Raw genomic sequence first — 15,041 nt, forward strand, 5'->3', positions numbered from 1 at the left:
AAGTATGACGACGCTGAGCGTGCAGCCGACAGACCGGAGTGCTTCGCTGAGCTCTGGGAAAAGTACAAAGACAAGATTTAACGCGAAAGGCGCAACCCGTTATGGGTTGCGCCCCTTTCTTTGTGGAAGAAAAAATTTTGACATAAAAAGCCCGGCATATATCGATATGCAATCGAATGTCGGGCTTTGACGCTATAGTTTTTTTACAACATACGTTTTCTTTGATTTTCCTGCTTTGGTTGAGTCTGCAGTTCATTTAAAACGTTGGCAACAATAAAAATTTCCTTGCGAGTCTACGGCAAAACCGATTCCTATTTTCGAGAAGTCTTCACGCAGCATTGTTGCACGATGTCCTTCAGAATTGAGCAATCCTGTCATGCATGAATTAACAGGGTTCATATTAGTGACATTACCCCCGCCGGAAACATTTTCTCCTCCAGCCAAGTCATTAACATCAATTCCACGAAGCTTTGCAAAGTCTTCTTTTTCTGCCCATGTAGAATGCCTGAATTCTTTTGTTAAATGTTGCGCCCAATACCGCGCGAAATCCATTTCATATTCGTCTATTGTTAAAATCTGAACACCAGCTTTGACCCGTTCATCGTTAACTCGAACGATCATCTCCTGCTCCCACTGACGGAGCATTGCATCAGTTACAACCGTGTTGTTGGAGCCAGCGCCGGCAGAGGAATTGCTGTTGTCGGAAGATCCAGTATCAATAGTCGGCTTATTGTCTGCTACGTTTTCGCCCATTGCTTTGCGCAGTTCCTTTGCCCAGAACTGGTTAACTGGTTTGTTGTCCATGGAAACCGCATCAACTGGAGCGCCAGTCATCGCCTCAAGCGCTGCAACGACATCTGAAGTAGTTGCATTGGTCTTGCCGGTAATCGCCGAACCATACTGCTTGGCCACTTCAAGGTATTTGTCATGGTTCCAGTTGCAGTTGATCATCGCTTCATTGAAATCCGACATGGTCGAGTTCCACTTGATGATAGCAGAACCTGTTGCAGGCGTGCTCGGAGTCGTTGGATTAGACGGCTGCGTCGGCGTAGTAGGTTTAGATGGATTGTCTGGTGTAATCGGAACATCGTCGTCATCGATATACACGCCGTCCGGGTCGATGGTTACTTTCTTCGTTGCAAGATCGAAATCTACGCCAAAATGCACTTCCTTCGCAATGTCGCGGAGCTTGACGTAATTGTTACCGCGAATCAGATAGGACTTAATCGCAACCTGCTCGCCATCGACCTTAAAGGTCTGGGGCGACAGCTTGGCGGTAGAGCCAGTGAGTGCCATATCAACCATATTGGAAAGATCAGGTGTCGTTCTTTCCGTCGAGATCAGCACAGAGCGAGTCGTTTCATCCCAATCTACGCCAAAGCCAGCAAGCTTACCGAGATCTCTGAGCTTGAAGTAGTTATTGTCTGCAATATTGTAGCCGGTAGGGTAGACTCGTGTGTTTCCAACATATACGGACTGTCCCTTTGTGCGAGTCGGGGTTGCGGGGAGGTCTGCAACGGCTCCTGCACTTGCAAACATCACTGCCGACAAGCCGAGCGCCATAACGGCGGTAGCTCTCTTTTTCATTGTTATTCCCCCTATATGGAGTTTGATGCTTCTATTTGTGTCAAGTATATCACAGAAATATACAGGAAACAACGAATTTAAATTGAACGTGCACTTTCAAAATCTCCTTTATCCGTTTTCCAACCTAAAAGTGTTGACAATCAGCCTTAATTGCGTTATTATACTCATATAGTATCAAGTTTCCGACTGAAAAAGTCGCGTTGTTTTTAAGTAACCGCCGAACAATCGGCACAGTTTTAGTATTAGTATACCCATTTTATGGAGTAAATTTAAGAGCGTACCAATCTCAACAGATTGCGTTTTCAGACACGGTGTAATAAACGTGTCTTTTTTGCGCCTATTTTAAGGAGTTTAAATGTAAAAATCCAGCGGAACGGGCAGTTTTTCTATCGCAATGCCCTAAAATTTTTTGATTGAGGAGGTGGTCATGTGGAAATCTTCTCTCGTGCAATCCCCCAGCAGCCCCGGCACCTTTCCCTATGCGCGTCCGTATCCACCCTGACCCCTGCTTGTTCCGCTTGGATTTTTGCTCGTTGGTTTGTCCATTATATCTTTAAACGCTGATTACGTTTAAAGGTCGATCCTGTCATTGAATAACAGGGTTTTGGACGAATTTAACCGTTATTATGGAGAAAAGAATAGCAATTTACGGTGTTCAGCACTGTTAATCGCTTTAAATAAAATCATTTATGAGAACCACTTTAATCAACAAAGTTTCTGTGCTGAAACTTTCCTGTCAAAGCACGTTTACGACAATATCACCTGCTATCGCTCCGAGAATTATCAATTTAAAACTCTTGCGGCATTTTTCATTGCAGCGAATGTTACATTAAATGAAGCGGAGAATTTATTCCACGAAGCAGGATACTATTTAAACCATTCTACGATGCATAGCGTTATTCGTTTTGCCCTTGAAAAGCATTTAACCCTTTACGAGGCCGATGAATTGCTTTTCGAAAAGACAGGAAAGCATTTCTTCACTTTCCAAAAGAATAACAGCTAACCACCGAGGCGGCCATTGGCCGCCTCTTTTTTTGTCTGCAAAAAGGAACTTCGGAAGTTCCACTCATATAATTTTTGCAATTTATAATGGAGTTGTCAGTAAAAAGCCCCCGAAATAGTAGGAGGAGGTGAAAAATATGCATAACACCTTGCAAGGCGGCTTGCATTACAAGCTGGCGTTTTATTCCGACACGCTGCTGCTTGGTACCGCCCATATCGCACTTTTTAACGAAGTTGTCGATGTCATTCGCCTTGATGTAAGCGATAGGCTCACGACCCCCGAACAAATCCATGAAATGGTTCATTTAATCGACCTGTTTCTGGAGGAAACCGGCGCAACTGTCGCGTATGTTGATGCCGACAGATTCGCTGATGCGCTAACCGACGAGTTTGTTCTCGCTGATTATAGCGCTGATTGGGCTCAAACCAGCTCAATTATGTATAAGTTCCTAAAATAATAAAGGAGGAATAAACCCATGCTGAAACTTAATCAGTTGCAAATCGACCCTTACCTCACGGTTGGCGACCATTTCCGTTTTCTCGGCTGCAAAACGGCCTACGTCTACGAAAAGGGTCAGGCCACCAATAAGGTTAAGGGCTACCGCTGCCAGCTCGCCCTCGTTGACCGTGGTTACGAAACGTTTTATGTGACGGTTCCGACTGCGCCCGAAATCCCTGTCGATACTCCCGTTCGCGTGACGGATTTGGAGATCAAGGCTTTTATCATTGATGGCAAGCCGCGCATCTCGGCCAAGGCCACCGCAATCGAACCGATCAAAGATGCCTAAACCGTCGAAAGGAGGTGATGTTTTTGAAAAAGTATTCTATGGTTGCTCGTGCGTGGATTGTTACCGTGAAAAACCCTGAAAATTATGGCTATAGTGGTTGTCCGCGTGTCCTCTGTGAGCAGCTTCGCGCCCAGTGGCTTTCCGAGCGCCCCTCGCGTTCTGGCGTTTGGATGTTCTGTTTGTCAGACGATGGCGTCCCGCACGTCGATATGGTCTTGATTGACAAAGCGCCGTTTCGTGACCGCCACATCTTCGATTACGTCCCTGCTGACTCCACTGTCCCGTTGACTACATCGCACGATATGGCAAGTGACGTAGAGCACTTCGTTCAGCATATTCTTGACACCGAGCGTGTTTTGGTGATGGTTCACTAAAACCTCATTGCATCCGGGCTGCGCCCCTTATGGGATGCAGCCCTAATTTTTATGTATAAGGAGGGTTTATATGGGAGAAAGTGTCACCAAATCATGGTTTGCTGTGCTGAACAACCCCTGCGAACACGGCTATTCTGGCACACCGCAGGAAATCTGTGAGCAACTCAGGGACGAGTGGGTAGGCTCCAGCACGACACGCACTGGAGCATGGGCCTATTGCATATCGGCGCTCGGCTTGCATCACGTACATATGGTCTTGGAGGACGCCGTTGCTATGCGTTTCAGTATCGTAAAAAAAACCTATGCGTGTGGGATGCATTTCGAACCCACCAAAGGGTCAAAAAAGCAGGCAGAGGATTACATCAACAAGCGTTCGCCATTTGACGAAAAAGGAGAGCAGGTGTTGTGCGTAGTTAAGGCCGGCGAGATTAAAGGCCGCAGTGCAAATCGCTCCGACTTAGCCGAGATTGCGGCTTTACTGAAAGAGGGTCACACGCCCTCAGAAATTATGGCATCCAACCTTAATTATCGCCGCTATGACCGCATGATTCGCGATGCATTTTTCGACCAGCGTTTCAAGGCAACACCACCCATTCGTCCAGTCAAAGTCCACTGGATTTGTGGCGAGTCGGGCGCTGGTAAGACGTATCACTATGTTAGTCTGTGTGAAGAAAAGGGCGAGGATAACATCTACTTAATCTCCGATTTAAAGCACGGGGCTTTTGACAAATATTGTGCCGAATCTATTCTTTTTATCGACGAGCTCAAGCCCGACAGCATTTCCTATGCCGAACTGCTCTCGCTTTTAGACGGTTATAAAAAGCAAATTTCCGCAAGATATACCAACTCGTTCGCATTATGGAGTGATGTTTACATAACGAGTGTTTATGCGCCTGAGCAACTCTACGCGGAACTCGTACCGTATCACAAGCGCGGCACTGATAGCTATGAACAGTTGCGCCGCCGCATCAGCGAAATTATCTATTGTTATTTTGATGCTGACCACAAACGCAAGTTTGTATGCGTAAGCAGTGATTTTTATAATGATATAGCCTCGTTAAGAGCCTCGTTAGAAGATAACAACTCTAACCCGTTTTAACCAGAGGTGGGCTGGTAGTGTTACCAGCCCACCTCGTTACGGTTACACAAAACGCGAAAAGCCTTGAAATCACTGGGGATTTGAGCATTTTTCCTGTAACCAACATACGTTACAAAAATTAAATCCGTTACACTTTTCGATGAAAAAAGGTGAACATCATGAACAGTAATAAAAAAGATGAACTCATCAACGAGAGCACCTATAAATATACATTCTACCGTCTCTGCGAGGGTATGAAACACATCAAACATGATCCACACAAGCAACACCGCTTGCTGTTGATTTTGGCATTAGCGCTGCTGGTTGCAATCCTCGTGCAGCACACCTTTGATAGTAATGCAATCGGTGACATTCTGAAAATCGCTATGTATTTTCTGGTTGCTGTTATCGCGCTGATTGCCGTGCTTTGCTATATTCTGTATTACGGAACTCCCAAAATCGCTCACCGCATCCACAACAACTTTTCACGCATAGGTTTAACCAATTCCGCCGGTGAAATTCCACTCTTGCTGCGAGAATATCCGTTTTATAAAAAATCAACTTCTAGACAAGTTTTTTGTTTAGATTTTCTATCTTGCAGCATTGAAAAATCCATTTGGGAGGACAAAAAAACCGCCATCGAAACGGCTCTAAATCGGAATATCGCTAAAATCGAGGAAATCGACGGAAAACAGGGCATTCGACTTTACACCGTGCCGCTTGAACAAGGTTTATCCGATAAAATTGTTTGGCAAAACACGATGCTAAACACGCAAATACCCATTTGCAAAATCATCTTAGGAGAAAGTCTGTTGGAACAAGTCACCGTTGACCTTAACATTACACCGCATATCCTCATCGGCGGTTCAACTGGCTCTGGCAAAACCGTTCTTTTGCGCTTAATCCTTATGCAACTTCTTAAAAAACAAAACGTGCAGGTCACAATAGCCGATTTTAAGGGCGGCGTAGATTTTTCTGATTGTTGGAAACAGCATCCCAAGTGCCGCATGATTTTCGAGCGTTCCGAACTTTTATCCTATCTTGACGGCTTGATTATTGAACTCAATCGGCGTAAAGCGCTTTTCGTAAGCAAAAACAATTGCAACAATATCTTTGATTACAATATCAATCCGATCTACACTCATAATGATGCCGAGCCACTTGATCGAATTGTATTTGCGGCGGATGAAATTGCAGAAGTGCTTGATAAAACCGGCCTCAGCAAAACAGAAAAAGAAGTAGTTGCACAGATTGAGAGCCGCCTTGCAACTATCGCCCGATTGGGTAGAGCATTTGGTATTCATCTAATTTTGGCAACCCAACGACCCGACGCTAATATTTTGGCCGGTCAAATTAAGAACAACATCTCTTATCGCATCTGTGGCCGTGCGGATAATGTACTCTCAGGAATTATTTTAGACAGCACCGCCGCTGCGGACGAAATTCCATCCGATGCCCGTGGACGCTTTATTGACAGTGAGGGAGTAGTTTTTCAGGCTTATTGGTTTGATGAATTCAATATAGACTGGAACGCTCCGTTCTAAAATATCGCATATATTTGAAAGTGCACCTTCAACATCATTCTTGAACGTGCACTTTCAATTTCCTATTATTTAACCGGTTCCATTCTCAATAAGCAATCGCCGCACAAGATGTTGACCTCGCGAGTCGCACGTACCGACATTTTGCAATGGGGACAGATATATTTGCGAGTGCTACTCGTCTTCTTGGGCTTGGGCGGCTCAGTCGTTCCTGCGCTCGTCCCGCGTCCCGGCCTGCCAGAGATATAACCGTCCATGCGGCCCATGCGGATGTCTTCCCATCCCTGAGTCACGATGAAATCAACAAGCGCTTCGGTTGGAAAGGTGATCGACCAGCCGATTCGCGAATCGTACTCAATGTGTAAGTCGCACGCCTCGGCAGTGTCCTTAAAGCGTTTGTTATGGTAAGTGCCTCCGCGACTGCAATCTTTCACATTGTTTTGCAGATGATAGAGATGAACCATCTCATGCAGCAAGGTAGCGGTCACGTCTTCAATCGGCCTGTCAAGCGTGCCTGCGTCAATGTTGAGCTCGTGCCGCTGATCACCGTTACTCTTGTGCCATGCCTTGGAAACGGTTACATGGCCATATGCGCGTGGCGTAGATTGGATGGTGATGATAGGTTCTTCAATCTCGCTATTGAAATAATGGTCATTAAGTTCGCGGAACATTTTCTCTAAGTATCCTGCTGTACGACTCGTTTTAATTGTCTGCTTCATAAAAAGCACCTCCACAATTTTTCTTTGGGCCTCGCCGTGCTCGTTCCGAGTACGGCTTAAATACTTTTGCAGACACGCCGGGCACTGTGTCAAGGTTGGCTCGTAAGAGCCACTTGCGCAAAAATTTACACCGTGCGAATAATTGGCACGGTGTAAATTTTTGCTGACCTTGACTCAGGGTTCGGGGTGTGCCACAAGCGAAGGCAGAGGCCCCATCTCTTTGGTGTTACCAGTCCACCTTTGTCATATAATTGATAGTAATAATGTTTTAGCTGGTTTCCGTATCTTGACCGTGGTATAATAACAATACAAACAGTTTTTATAAAAAGGAGGGCTTGTCTATGCCGTTACCTCAAACGACACATTGTACCTACGCTGACTATCTGACGTGGGATACTGAACAAAAATACGAGCTGTTCGATGGCGTACCGGTCATGCAGGCACGTCCAAGCATTCAGCATCAGAATATAGAGGGTGCTTTGCTTCAGCAGCTCCGCAACTTCCTTGATGGCAAGCCGTGTCGCGCCTTTGCTGAGATTGAGGTGTTGCTCCCTGAACACGCGCATCAGAATGCGGACGATGTGAGCACTGTCTATGTTCCTGACCTTGCCATAATTTGCGACCCTGAGAAACTGCACGAGCAGTATTGCTTTGGTGCTCCGACCGTAGTAATGGAGATTCTTTCACCATCCACTGCCAAGGCCGACCGCCTTGTAAAGCTCAATCGCTATCAGCAGGCCGGTGTCCCCGAATACTGGATCATCTCCCCACAAGAACAGAATGCAACGGTGTTTGTACTGGAAAACGGACTGTATCGCACCGTTGCTGTTTACACCAAGGTGGACTTCGCTGCAAAGGTTTTTACTCTGACTGGCTGCGAATTGGACTTAACCAAGGTCTTCGAATAATACGAAAAAACGCCACCTCCATATCTCTCAAAAATGCTTACTTTCGGCCTCTTTTGACAGCCCAATTCAGGGGTTTGTTTTAGGGGTTTATTAGGGGTTTATTCAGCTGAAAACAGGTGTTTATAACCGCTTTCAAAAGTTCTGATTATCCATATAAATGTGCGTATTTTCATAACTTTTGAACGTAAAACGACGTATAAATCAATACATATCCGGCACTCCGACTCCAAAGGCCATGCGCTCGAATCGCACCGGGCGTACCAAAATGTGTTGATGAAAGATGCAACGCCGAAAACGCCGCACGAAAGTGTGGCGTTTTCACATATAATGCGCTACTTTTAGAACGAAAAGGCTGCAAAAACTCGATTTTTCAAAATTCCAGTTTTGCCCCGCGAGAGGCGACATTTTTAAGATGTGCCCTGCCAAATTTATGGTCTGGTGTGGTTCGAACACCAAGGCTTAAAAAAGAATAAAGAATAAGAATACAGGCTGATATGCTCCCCATAGAGTAGACACTCGAAATAACAAAAATTCGAGACTACACTAAGGGGAGCATTATTATGTCAAAACGGACACTGGAAGAGATCATCCATTCAACGGAGAAGGAAGCCAGGCAGCAATCTGTAAAAAGTACGGACTACGACATACGAAGAACGGATTGAAATTATCAGCTACTGCATCGAGCATGGAAATGACTATGCTGCTGCTGTTGAGCGATTCGGCGTCAGCTACCAGCAAATCTATTCCTGGGTGAGAAAGTACAATGAGAAGGGCATAGAAGGTCTGGTAGACAAGCGTGGTAAGCGTAAAGCCGAATCTGAGATGACAGAAGCGGTGAAGCTGCGCGCCGAGAACCGGATACTGGAAGCCCGAAACAGAAGATTGAAAACGGAGAATGCAGTGCTAAAAAAACTCGAGGAACTCGAAATGAGGTGGCGCTGAGCGGAGTAAGACAAGAATATCTCTACATTTGTGTTCGGAAAATGCACGAAGAGGGGTATGCAATAACCGAGACTTGTGACATTCTGAACCTAAATCAGTTCTATCGTTTGGTACATATTGTCGGCCTGCCTGCTGTCATCCGCAGAAAACGTCCGGCATATCAGCGGTCTAAGCCGGAAGTAACGGCGCACCAATGAATTACCGCAGCTTGCTGGATGCTGCATAAATGAAAACCAGGACCTCTGAGATGAGGTCCTGGAGAAAACTTTTTGTTTTTTCGTCTGTCTAATTGACAGGGAGCGGTTCACTCCGCCAATGTCAGGTCGATTTCGTTTTTTCCGACATAGATCCGCCTTTTTTCATAGCCAATCAACAAATCCTGAAGCGGACAGTTTCCACTGGCTGTATTCTTATTTTTCTCTCTGTCGGTGGTTGTGGAGAACGGCGCGAATACGAGCCAGTAATTTTTCTGCACTGAATGATTTCGTACCAGAAAATGCGCGAAATGAGTTGCTGAGAGGTGCTGCGAACAACCGCTCAAATTTTGTTCCCAGAGATTTTGCGGCAGCAAAATCGGCTCTGAGTTTACGGAGAAAAGCAGCTTGCAGGTCTAAAAACTTGCAAGCTGCCTTCTAAAAAGTCTGCACTTTACTGCACCCGAGATCCAGCCAGAATCATCCGGACGATCATCTACCGAAATAATATAGATACATATCCTCCATATTGGGTGCTGTTGGTACTGCGTCGGGTCGAGGGGCGCTTTTGCTGAGCAGACGGATCACACTTTTTCCGTCTGTGTGCATGACATTGCTGCAGATATATTGCTTTGTGAGTGCCGCTTCGTCCGCAGCAGGAACTGTAACGAGCCAGACTTGCTCGTTCAGCTGCTCCAGCAGCGAAGCAGGCTTTTGCATTCCGAGGACAACACCTTTCCGGAGCAGAATGATTTCGTTTGCGACTGCTTCGAGATCCGATACAATATGCGTCGACAGCAAAACGAGCTTTTGCTGGGAAAGATCACTGATGATACCGCGGAACCGGATCCGTTCTTCCGGGTCAAGCCCAGCTGTCGGCTCGTCCAGCACCAGAATTTCGGGGTCTCCAAGCAGTGCCTGTGCGATTCCCACACGCTGCCGCTGTCCGCCGGAGAAATCTTTCAGCTTTTTCTGCTTTTTGTCCTCCAGACCGACCATATGCAGAAGATCATCCGTCTGCCGCTTGGCCTCAAATTTTGACAAACCCTTCAATCTAGCAATATAGAGCAGAAACTGCTCCGCTGTGAAATTCGGATAAACGCCGAAATCCTGCGGCAGATAGCCGAGCTTTTTCCGGAACGCGGCACCCATGACCGCAATGTCCTGCCCATCCAGCAAGACACGTCCGGTCGATGGGGCGAGCAGATCCGTCATAATCCGCATCAGCGTCGTCTTCCCGGCTCCGTTTGGACCGAGCAGCCCATAGACGCCCGGCCCCAGCGTCAGGTCGATCTGCTGCAGCGCGGCCGTATTGCCGTAGAGCTTGCTTATATGTTCGAAGGAAAGCTTCATAATTCCTTTCGCTCCTTTCTTTGATGGATGGCGGCCAATGATAATCCACCCAATAACAGTGCGTACCAGACACCCCAGACTCCCGGGGTCATACCGATTCTCCGTCCACGCATCCATTCTGCAAAAAATCCATACCGGACAAACCAGAAGAATTCAAACTTTTTCAGCACAGCGGCATTGATAAAATAGCTGAACGCAAACGGAGCTCCGCAGATGCACATGGCCGCTGGCTGATTCTTCAGACTGTCACATACAAATGCTGCAAAGAGGAAAAATCCAATGGTTCCGATGAGAACGATCGCCGTGCTGCGGAACCATGCGTGATTCCAACCATCCGGTTGGGGAAGCCTGCCGGAAATGAGAATTGACAGCGCATGATTTCCGGCTGCTAACAGCACAGCAACAGCCGAAGCGGCAATGCTCCCGGCAATCAACCGGTTCCGGAACAGCGTGCTTCGACCATAGGCAGTGCTGTTGATGACGGGAAAGACTCCTGTTTCACGATCCGCGGAAAACAGACGGATCAGAACGAGCAGAACCAGAAAACCGAGTGTTACGGAGCCTATCTTATTCCAGAATTCTGCGGATAAGGACCAGAACGCATCGCTGCGGAATCGGGAATCAAAGAAGGCGAGAATGCCCCGAACGGATAGCCCAGCACCCAAAACGAGCCAGTAGAGCGGATTCCGGAAACAGCGGATCAGATCAGCCTTCATGCCTTTGCTTTCCTCCTCCATATCCTCCAAAAGAGGAAAAACTCCAGAAGGATCATGCCAATCCCCAGCAGGACCGGTTTCCATACGTCCGACCACAAATATGGAAAGACCCACGAATAGCTCTCCTGCAGCAGATACCCACCGAAGCCAAACCGATAGAGCGCGTCGATCGGCACGCGAAGGAGCTCCGGCAGCTGAGGCCCGACAGCGGAATACGCGAAAAACAGCAGATAGCTTCCGCCGCAGAGGAACAGACTGAGCGCCGTCCGCCGCGTCAGCGCAGCGACGATCAGGATAAACCCGGCGAAATATAACGCGCCCAAAAACAGAAAGCCATACTGGATCGCACAGTACGCAAGATTGGACATCGGCGGCAGCGCCGTATCCGCAAAATACACGCATCCGGCAACAGAGGAGAGGGCGCCTTCGAACCCGAACGCGCCGCCGTTTACCAGCAGACTGGCTGCGCCGATGATGAAAACAACGACCGCGCAATAGAGGACCGTAAACGCCGTTTTCGCTCTCCATGTGTACCGTCGGCCAAGCGCTGCCGTCCCGACAAGATCGTCCGTCCGGTATTCCCTTTCACAGCAGACCAGCCGTGGCAATCCGACCGCAAGCAGAAACGCCGTCAGCGTCGCGCCATAGGAATAGATATTCTGCTGAACAAAATTCCACTTTTGCTGTGCATCATAGAGCACGCTGTAATTCTGTTCCGAAATTTCTGTGTATAACCCCAGCAGCAGATACAACCCGCCAAGGAGATACGCGACCCAGACCTCGCGGAACGCCCGGTGCTTTCTGGCTTCATCCGATATGAGCCATGTCATAATGCTCCCTCCTTCGTTGAACATTGTATACAAGAATGCTGTATAAAATCAGTCCGATAGCCGCCAGCACAGCGTAGGCGGCGGTGGAGCAGAGCTGCAAAAGCCGGTCAAACGGCAGTACCGTCACGAGGAAGCAAAGCGCCGCCCAGAAGACGAGCGCAAGCAGGGACAGCCCTTCCGAATTGCGGAGCGAAGCAGACAAAAACAGGAGCAGCGCACAGAGATAAATGTCCGGTACCGCGCCGCAGAGCGCCAGCCGCAAAAACGCCTCACTCGCAGAAACGTGCAGCATCACGGAAAGGAGCACCAGAGCGCCGAACATGCAGCATGAAATCACGACAGACCGCGCAGCCAGCATCTCCGGATAGGAATACGGAAATGTAGCCTCCAATTCACGCATGTTCTGGTTACTGACGAGCACATACCGATGGAACAGCAGGAGCATCGGCATGGGTGCGGTGCAGAAAATCGTCAGCATTGGCATGGACAAAGCCCTGACGCTGAGCAGACCGAAAATCAATGCACCCGCGAAAAGCCCAAGCAGCAGCCCCCAGTCCATTTCACTTGCTGCAATCCGCAGCAGCGTGAAGACCGGCGTCTGCCGGTCCCTTGGCTCCGGCATGGACGCTTGCAGCCGCAAAATGGTGCGGCGGATTTCCTGTTCCATTCGATCGTTCATTTGAAGTCCTCCCGCAGTTTATCTGAGAGTGTATTTCTGGCGGCACGAAGCCGTGATTTGACTGTCGGCAGCGGTGTGTTCGTCATTTGTGCGATCTCCTTTGCGGTAAATTGGTGGAAATAATGTAAGATCACTGCCTCCCGCTGTGCGGCAGGCAGCTTCTCCAGAGCGGCTTTTACGGACATGGAGACCGCTGCCATATCTTCAAACGAGGCAACCGGATCGGGTCGGTCGAACATGGTGTCTTCCACCTGAACGATTTTCTGTCGAAAGCGAAAGTAGTCCATACATTTGTTATGCGCGATCGTAAACAGCCAGCTGTCAAATTTCCGCCACGGCGTATAACTGCCGATGCTCTGCATCATTGCGATAAAAACATCCTGCGTCAAGTCATAAGCGTCCTGCTCATGCCCGGTCAATTTGAAAACATATCCGTAAATTCGCGGATACCAGCGGCGAACCAAAAGCTCCAGTGCGCTCTTATCTCCGCCTTTGATCCCGCGCACCAGTTCATGATCGCTATATTCCACCGCCTCACCGCCTTTTCTGTCAGTATAACGAACGAGAGCACCTAAAGGGATGAAAGATACAAAAGATATTTTATAAAAATTTTAACAGGTCCTTACGTGTGTTTCCAACTGCAATATTTGAGCGCTTTTATATTTTAACACTGGAGCGCCAAAACTGTGCATTAGGAACCAAAGAATAGGCTTTATCTGGAGTTCACGCAAAAAGCAACCGCCCTGCAAGTCGTGACCTATTTAACATACTAGACGATAACTTGCTTCGCGGATGCCTGCCTTAAAAGATACCTCACATATGGTATCGCGGCTTTTGTAAAAACGTTTGACTTCACCGTGTCCCAATCTGCCAGTTTGACAATCTCCGGCGTGCTGACCGCCAATCTCTCCAAGACGGTTGCAAACTTACTTGCCAGTATCAAGCTGCAAACCTATTCGCCGCCGCTGCCCATTGAGACGGACCGCATCCATGTTGCCAACGGGACGTTTTCACGGACGGCAGCTTCAGTGCCGACAAGAGCTACTGCAACAACCGCCTCACCGTCACTTATAATCCAGACACACCCACTCCGAAAAAGTGGCTACAATTCCTATCGGAGCTGCTGCAAGAAGATGATATTCCCGCCTTGCAGGAATTTCTCGGCTACTGTCTGCTGCCCACCACCAAGGGGCAGAAGATGCTCATGCTCATTGGCAAGGGCGGCGAGGACAAAAGCCGCATTGGACTGGTCATGCGCTCCCTGCTGGGTGACAGCATGAATACCACCAGCATCCAGAAGGTGGAGAGCAACCGGTTCAGCCGTGCGGATTTGAAAAACAAGCTCCTGATAGTGGATGACGATATGGATATGAGCGCCTTGCCCAAGACCAACTATATCAAGTCCATCGTGACCTCCGAGTGCAAGATGGACATGGAGCGCAAGGGCGTCCAGAGCTACCAGAGCCAGCTGTATGTGCGCTTCCTCTGCTTCGGAAACGGTGCGCTGACCGCCTTGCACGACAAGTCCGATGGCTTCTTCCGACGCCAAATCATGCTGACTACCAAAGACCGGCCCGCAGGCCGAGCGGACGATCCGTTTCTGGTGGATAAGCTGCTGCGGGAGAAAGAGGGTATCTTTCTCTGGTGTCTGGAGGGGCTACACCGGCTGATCGGGAACAACTATCAGTGTGGAGTCCACCAACAATGTCCATGTCGGCGGTAAGCGGGTTCGGGGATTTATAGGCCTTGAGGTGATCAATCTGCTGCTTTTCAGAAGATGCAATCTGAACTGGGGGATTACTTCAGCAAGGTATTCCGTACCATCACAACGGATAACGATCCTGAGTTTGCCCGGCTGGCAGAGTTGGAAACAGGAACGAATACGAAAGTGTACTTTACCCATCCGTATACATCCTGTGAGAAAGGGGCAATAGAAAACCACAATGGCCTGATCCGACGCTTTATACCAAAGGGAAAGTGGATTTCAGATTACAGCGATGATGACATTCTGGCTGTAGAGCTATGGGCGAATCGTCTTCCGCTACCAGACTGATTCTAACAGATGAAATGCTCAACCTGATATTGCAATTTGCGGCTTTTGCGAACTTTACTTGACGCGGCCAAATCGCCGCTGCTTTTATTGTGCGGTATTGCCTTAGGCCAGAGGGCAAATGAATGTACTGCATGGCGAAGCCTCCCGTGCTGATTGCTACGAAAAGCATACCGGTACGGACGCTGCCACGCACCCCCAGCTTCACCTCAAGTCCACAATAAAAATAATTAAACCAAAAAAAGCAGCAACTTTCGTTGCTGCTTTAGATGTAGGCGTT

15 protein-coding genes and 2 pseudogenes are annotated in these 15,041 nt (G+C 48.2%); 9 read left to right on the plus strand and 8 right to left on the minus strand.

Annotated elements, in window-relative coordinates; translation table 11 throughout:
* Positions 1-252 precede the first annotated feature (252 nt).
* Positions 253-1,587 (minus strand): CAP domain-containing protein, encoded by a 1,335-nt coding sequence (locus DWZ82_RS13860; RefSeq protein ID WP_118481297.1) that lies wholly within the window; start codon positions 1,585-1,587, stop codon positions 253-255.
* Positions 1,588-2,191: 604 nt separating this feature from the next.
* Here DWZ82_RS13860 and DWZ82_RS13865 point away from each other — a divergent pair.
* From DWZ82_RS13865 to DWZ82_RS13875, 3 genes are all read left to right on the plus strand, one after another.
* Positions 2,192-2,590, plus strand: coding sequence for a hypothetical protein (locus tag DWZ82_RS13865; protein ID WP_147356950.1), 399 nt, complete (start codon positions 2,192-2,194; stop codon positions 2,588-2,590).
* A 136-nt stretch (positions 2,591-2,726) separates the two neighbouring features.
* The gene (locus DWZ82_RS13870; protein ID WP_118481299.1) at positions 2,727-3,047 is read left to right on the plus strand and encodes a hypothetical protein; all 321 of its coding nucleotides are present in this window, start codon (positions 2,727-2,729) and stop codon (positions 3,045-3,047) included.
* Positions 3,048-3,065: 18 nt separating this feature from the next.
* Positions 3,066-3,377: a hypothetical protein gene (locus tag DWZ82_RS13875; RefSeq protein WP_118481300.1), complete on the plus strand. Its 312-nt coding sequence runs from the start codon at positions 3,066-3,068 to the stop codon at positions 3,375-3,377.
* Between the two features lie 182 nt (positions 3,378-3,559).
* Here the strand turns inward: DWZ82_RS13875 and DWZ82_RS15475 are convergent, their stop codons facing one another.
* Positions 3,560-3,748, minus strand: coding sequence for a hypothetical protein (locus DWZ82_RS15475; protein ID WP_207663672.1), 189 nt, complete (start codon positions 3,746-3,748; stop codon positions 3,560-3,562).
* A 73-nt stretch (positions 3,749-3,821) separates the two neighbouring features.
* Here DWZ82_RS15475 and DWZ82_RS13885 point away from each other — a divergent pair, with 73 nt between their 5' ends.
* Positions 3,822-4,850: a hypothetical protein gene (locus DWZ82_RS13885; protein WP_118481302.1), complete on the plus strand. Its 1,029-nt coding sequence runs from the start codon at positions 3,822-3,824 to the stop codon at positions 4,848-4,850.
* Between the two features lie 158 nt (positions 4,851-5,008).
* Positions 5,009-6,373 carry an FtsK/SpoIIIE domain-containing protein gene (locus tag DWZ82_RS13890; protein WP_118481303.1) on the plus strand — a complete coding sequence of 455 codons (1,365 nt, stop codon included), beginning with the start codon at positions 5,009-5,011 and terminating at the stop codon, positions 6,371-6,373.
* Positions 6,374-6,438: 65 nt separating this feature from the next.
* Here the strand turns inward: DWZ82_RS13890 and DWZ82_RS13895 are convergent, their stop codons facing one another.
* Positions 6,439-7,089: a SprT-like domain-containing protein gene (locus DWZ82_RS13895; RefSeq protein ID WP_118481304.1), complete on the minus strand. Its 651-nt coding sequence runs from the start codon at positions 7,087-7,089 to the stop codon at positions 6,439-6,441.
* A gap of 341 nt (positions 7,090-7,430) precedes the next feature.
* On the opposite strand from DWZ82_RS13895, the gene DWZ82_RS13900 reads away from it, so the two are divergent.
* Together DWZ82_RS13900 and DWZ82_RS16140 are read left to right on the plus strand one after the other, a co-directional pair.
* Complete coding sequence (locus tag DWZ82_RS13900) at positions 7,431-7,997, plus strand: Uma2 family endonuclease (RefSeq protein WP_118481305.1); 567 nt, start codon at positions 7,431-7,433, stop codon at positions 7,995-7,997.
* Positions 7,998-8,651: 654 nt separating this feature from the next.
* Positions 8,652-8,939 (plus strand): annotated as a pseudogene (locus tag DWZ82_RS16140) (helix-turn-helix domain-containing protein); the annotation flags it as partial.
* 686 nt (positions 8,940-9,625) lie between these two features.
* Here DWZ82_RS16140 and DWZ82_RS13910 read toward each other — a convergent pair.
* The 5 genes from DWZ82_RS13910 to DWZ82_RS13930 are packed head-to-tail and all read right to left on the minus strand — an operon-like array spanning position 9,626 to position 13,241.
* Positions 9,626-10,486 (minus strand): ABC transporter ATP-binding protein, encoded by an 861-nt coding sequence (locus tag DWZ82_RS13910; protein ID WP_118481307.1) that lies wholly within the window; start codon positions 10,484-10,486, stop codon positions 9,626-9,628.
* Positions 10,483-11,202, minus strand: a complete 720-nt coding sequence (locus DWZ82_RS13915; protein ID WP_118481308.1) for a hypothetical protein — start codon at positions 11,200-11,202, stop codon at positions 10,483-10,485. Before DWZ82_RS13915 ends, DWZ82_RS13910 begins: the two co-directional genes overlap by 4 nt.
* Positions 11,199-12,032 carry a hypothetical protein gene (locus DWZ82_RS13920; RefSeq protein ID WP_118481309.1) on the minus strand — a complete coding sequence of 278 codons (834 nt, stop codon included), beginning with the start codon at positions 12,030-12,032 and terminating at the stop codon, positions 11,199-11,201. The genes DWZ82_RS13915 and DWZ82_RS13920 overlap by 4 nt, the downstream gene beginning before the upstream one ends.
* Positions 12,010-12,711, minus strand: a complete 702-nt coding sequence (locus DWZ82_RS13925) for a hypothetical protein (protein WP_118481310.1) — start codon at positions 12,709-12,711, stop codon at positions 12,010-12,012. The genes DWZ82_RS13920 and DWZ82_RS13925 overlap by 23 nt, the downstream gene beginning before the upstream one ends.
* Positions 12,708-13,241: an RNA polymerase sigma factor gene (locus tag DWZ82_RS13930; RefSeq protein ID WP_158575287.1), complete on the minus strand. Its 534-nt coding sequence runs from the start codon at positions 13,239-13,241 to the stop codon at positions 12,708-12,710. The genes DWZ82_RS13925 and DWZ82_RS13930 overlap by 4 nt, the downstream gene beginning before the upstream one ends.
* A 617-nt stretch (positions 13,242-13,858) precedes the next feature.
* On the opposite strand from DWZ82_RS13930, the gene DWZ82_RS16145 reads away from it, so the two are divergent.
* Entirely contained in the window at positions 13,859-14,434 is a 576-nt protein-coding gene (locus tag DWZ82_RS16145; protein ID WP_442861242.1) for a DUF5906 domain-containing protein, read from the plus strand.
* Between the two features lie 42 nt (positions 14,435-14,476).
* Positions 14,477-14,752: pseudogene (locus DWZ82_RS13940) on the plus strand (IS30 family transposase); the annotation flags it as partial.
* Positions 14,753-15,041: the final 289 nt, after the last annotated feature.

Source organism: Butyricicoccus sp. AF35-5AC, assembly GCF_003477715.1.
Lineage (GTDB): Bacteria > Bacillota > Clostridia > Oscillospirales > Butyricicoccaceae > Agathobaculum > Agathobaculum butyriciproducens.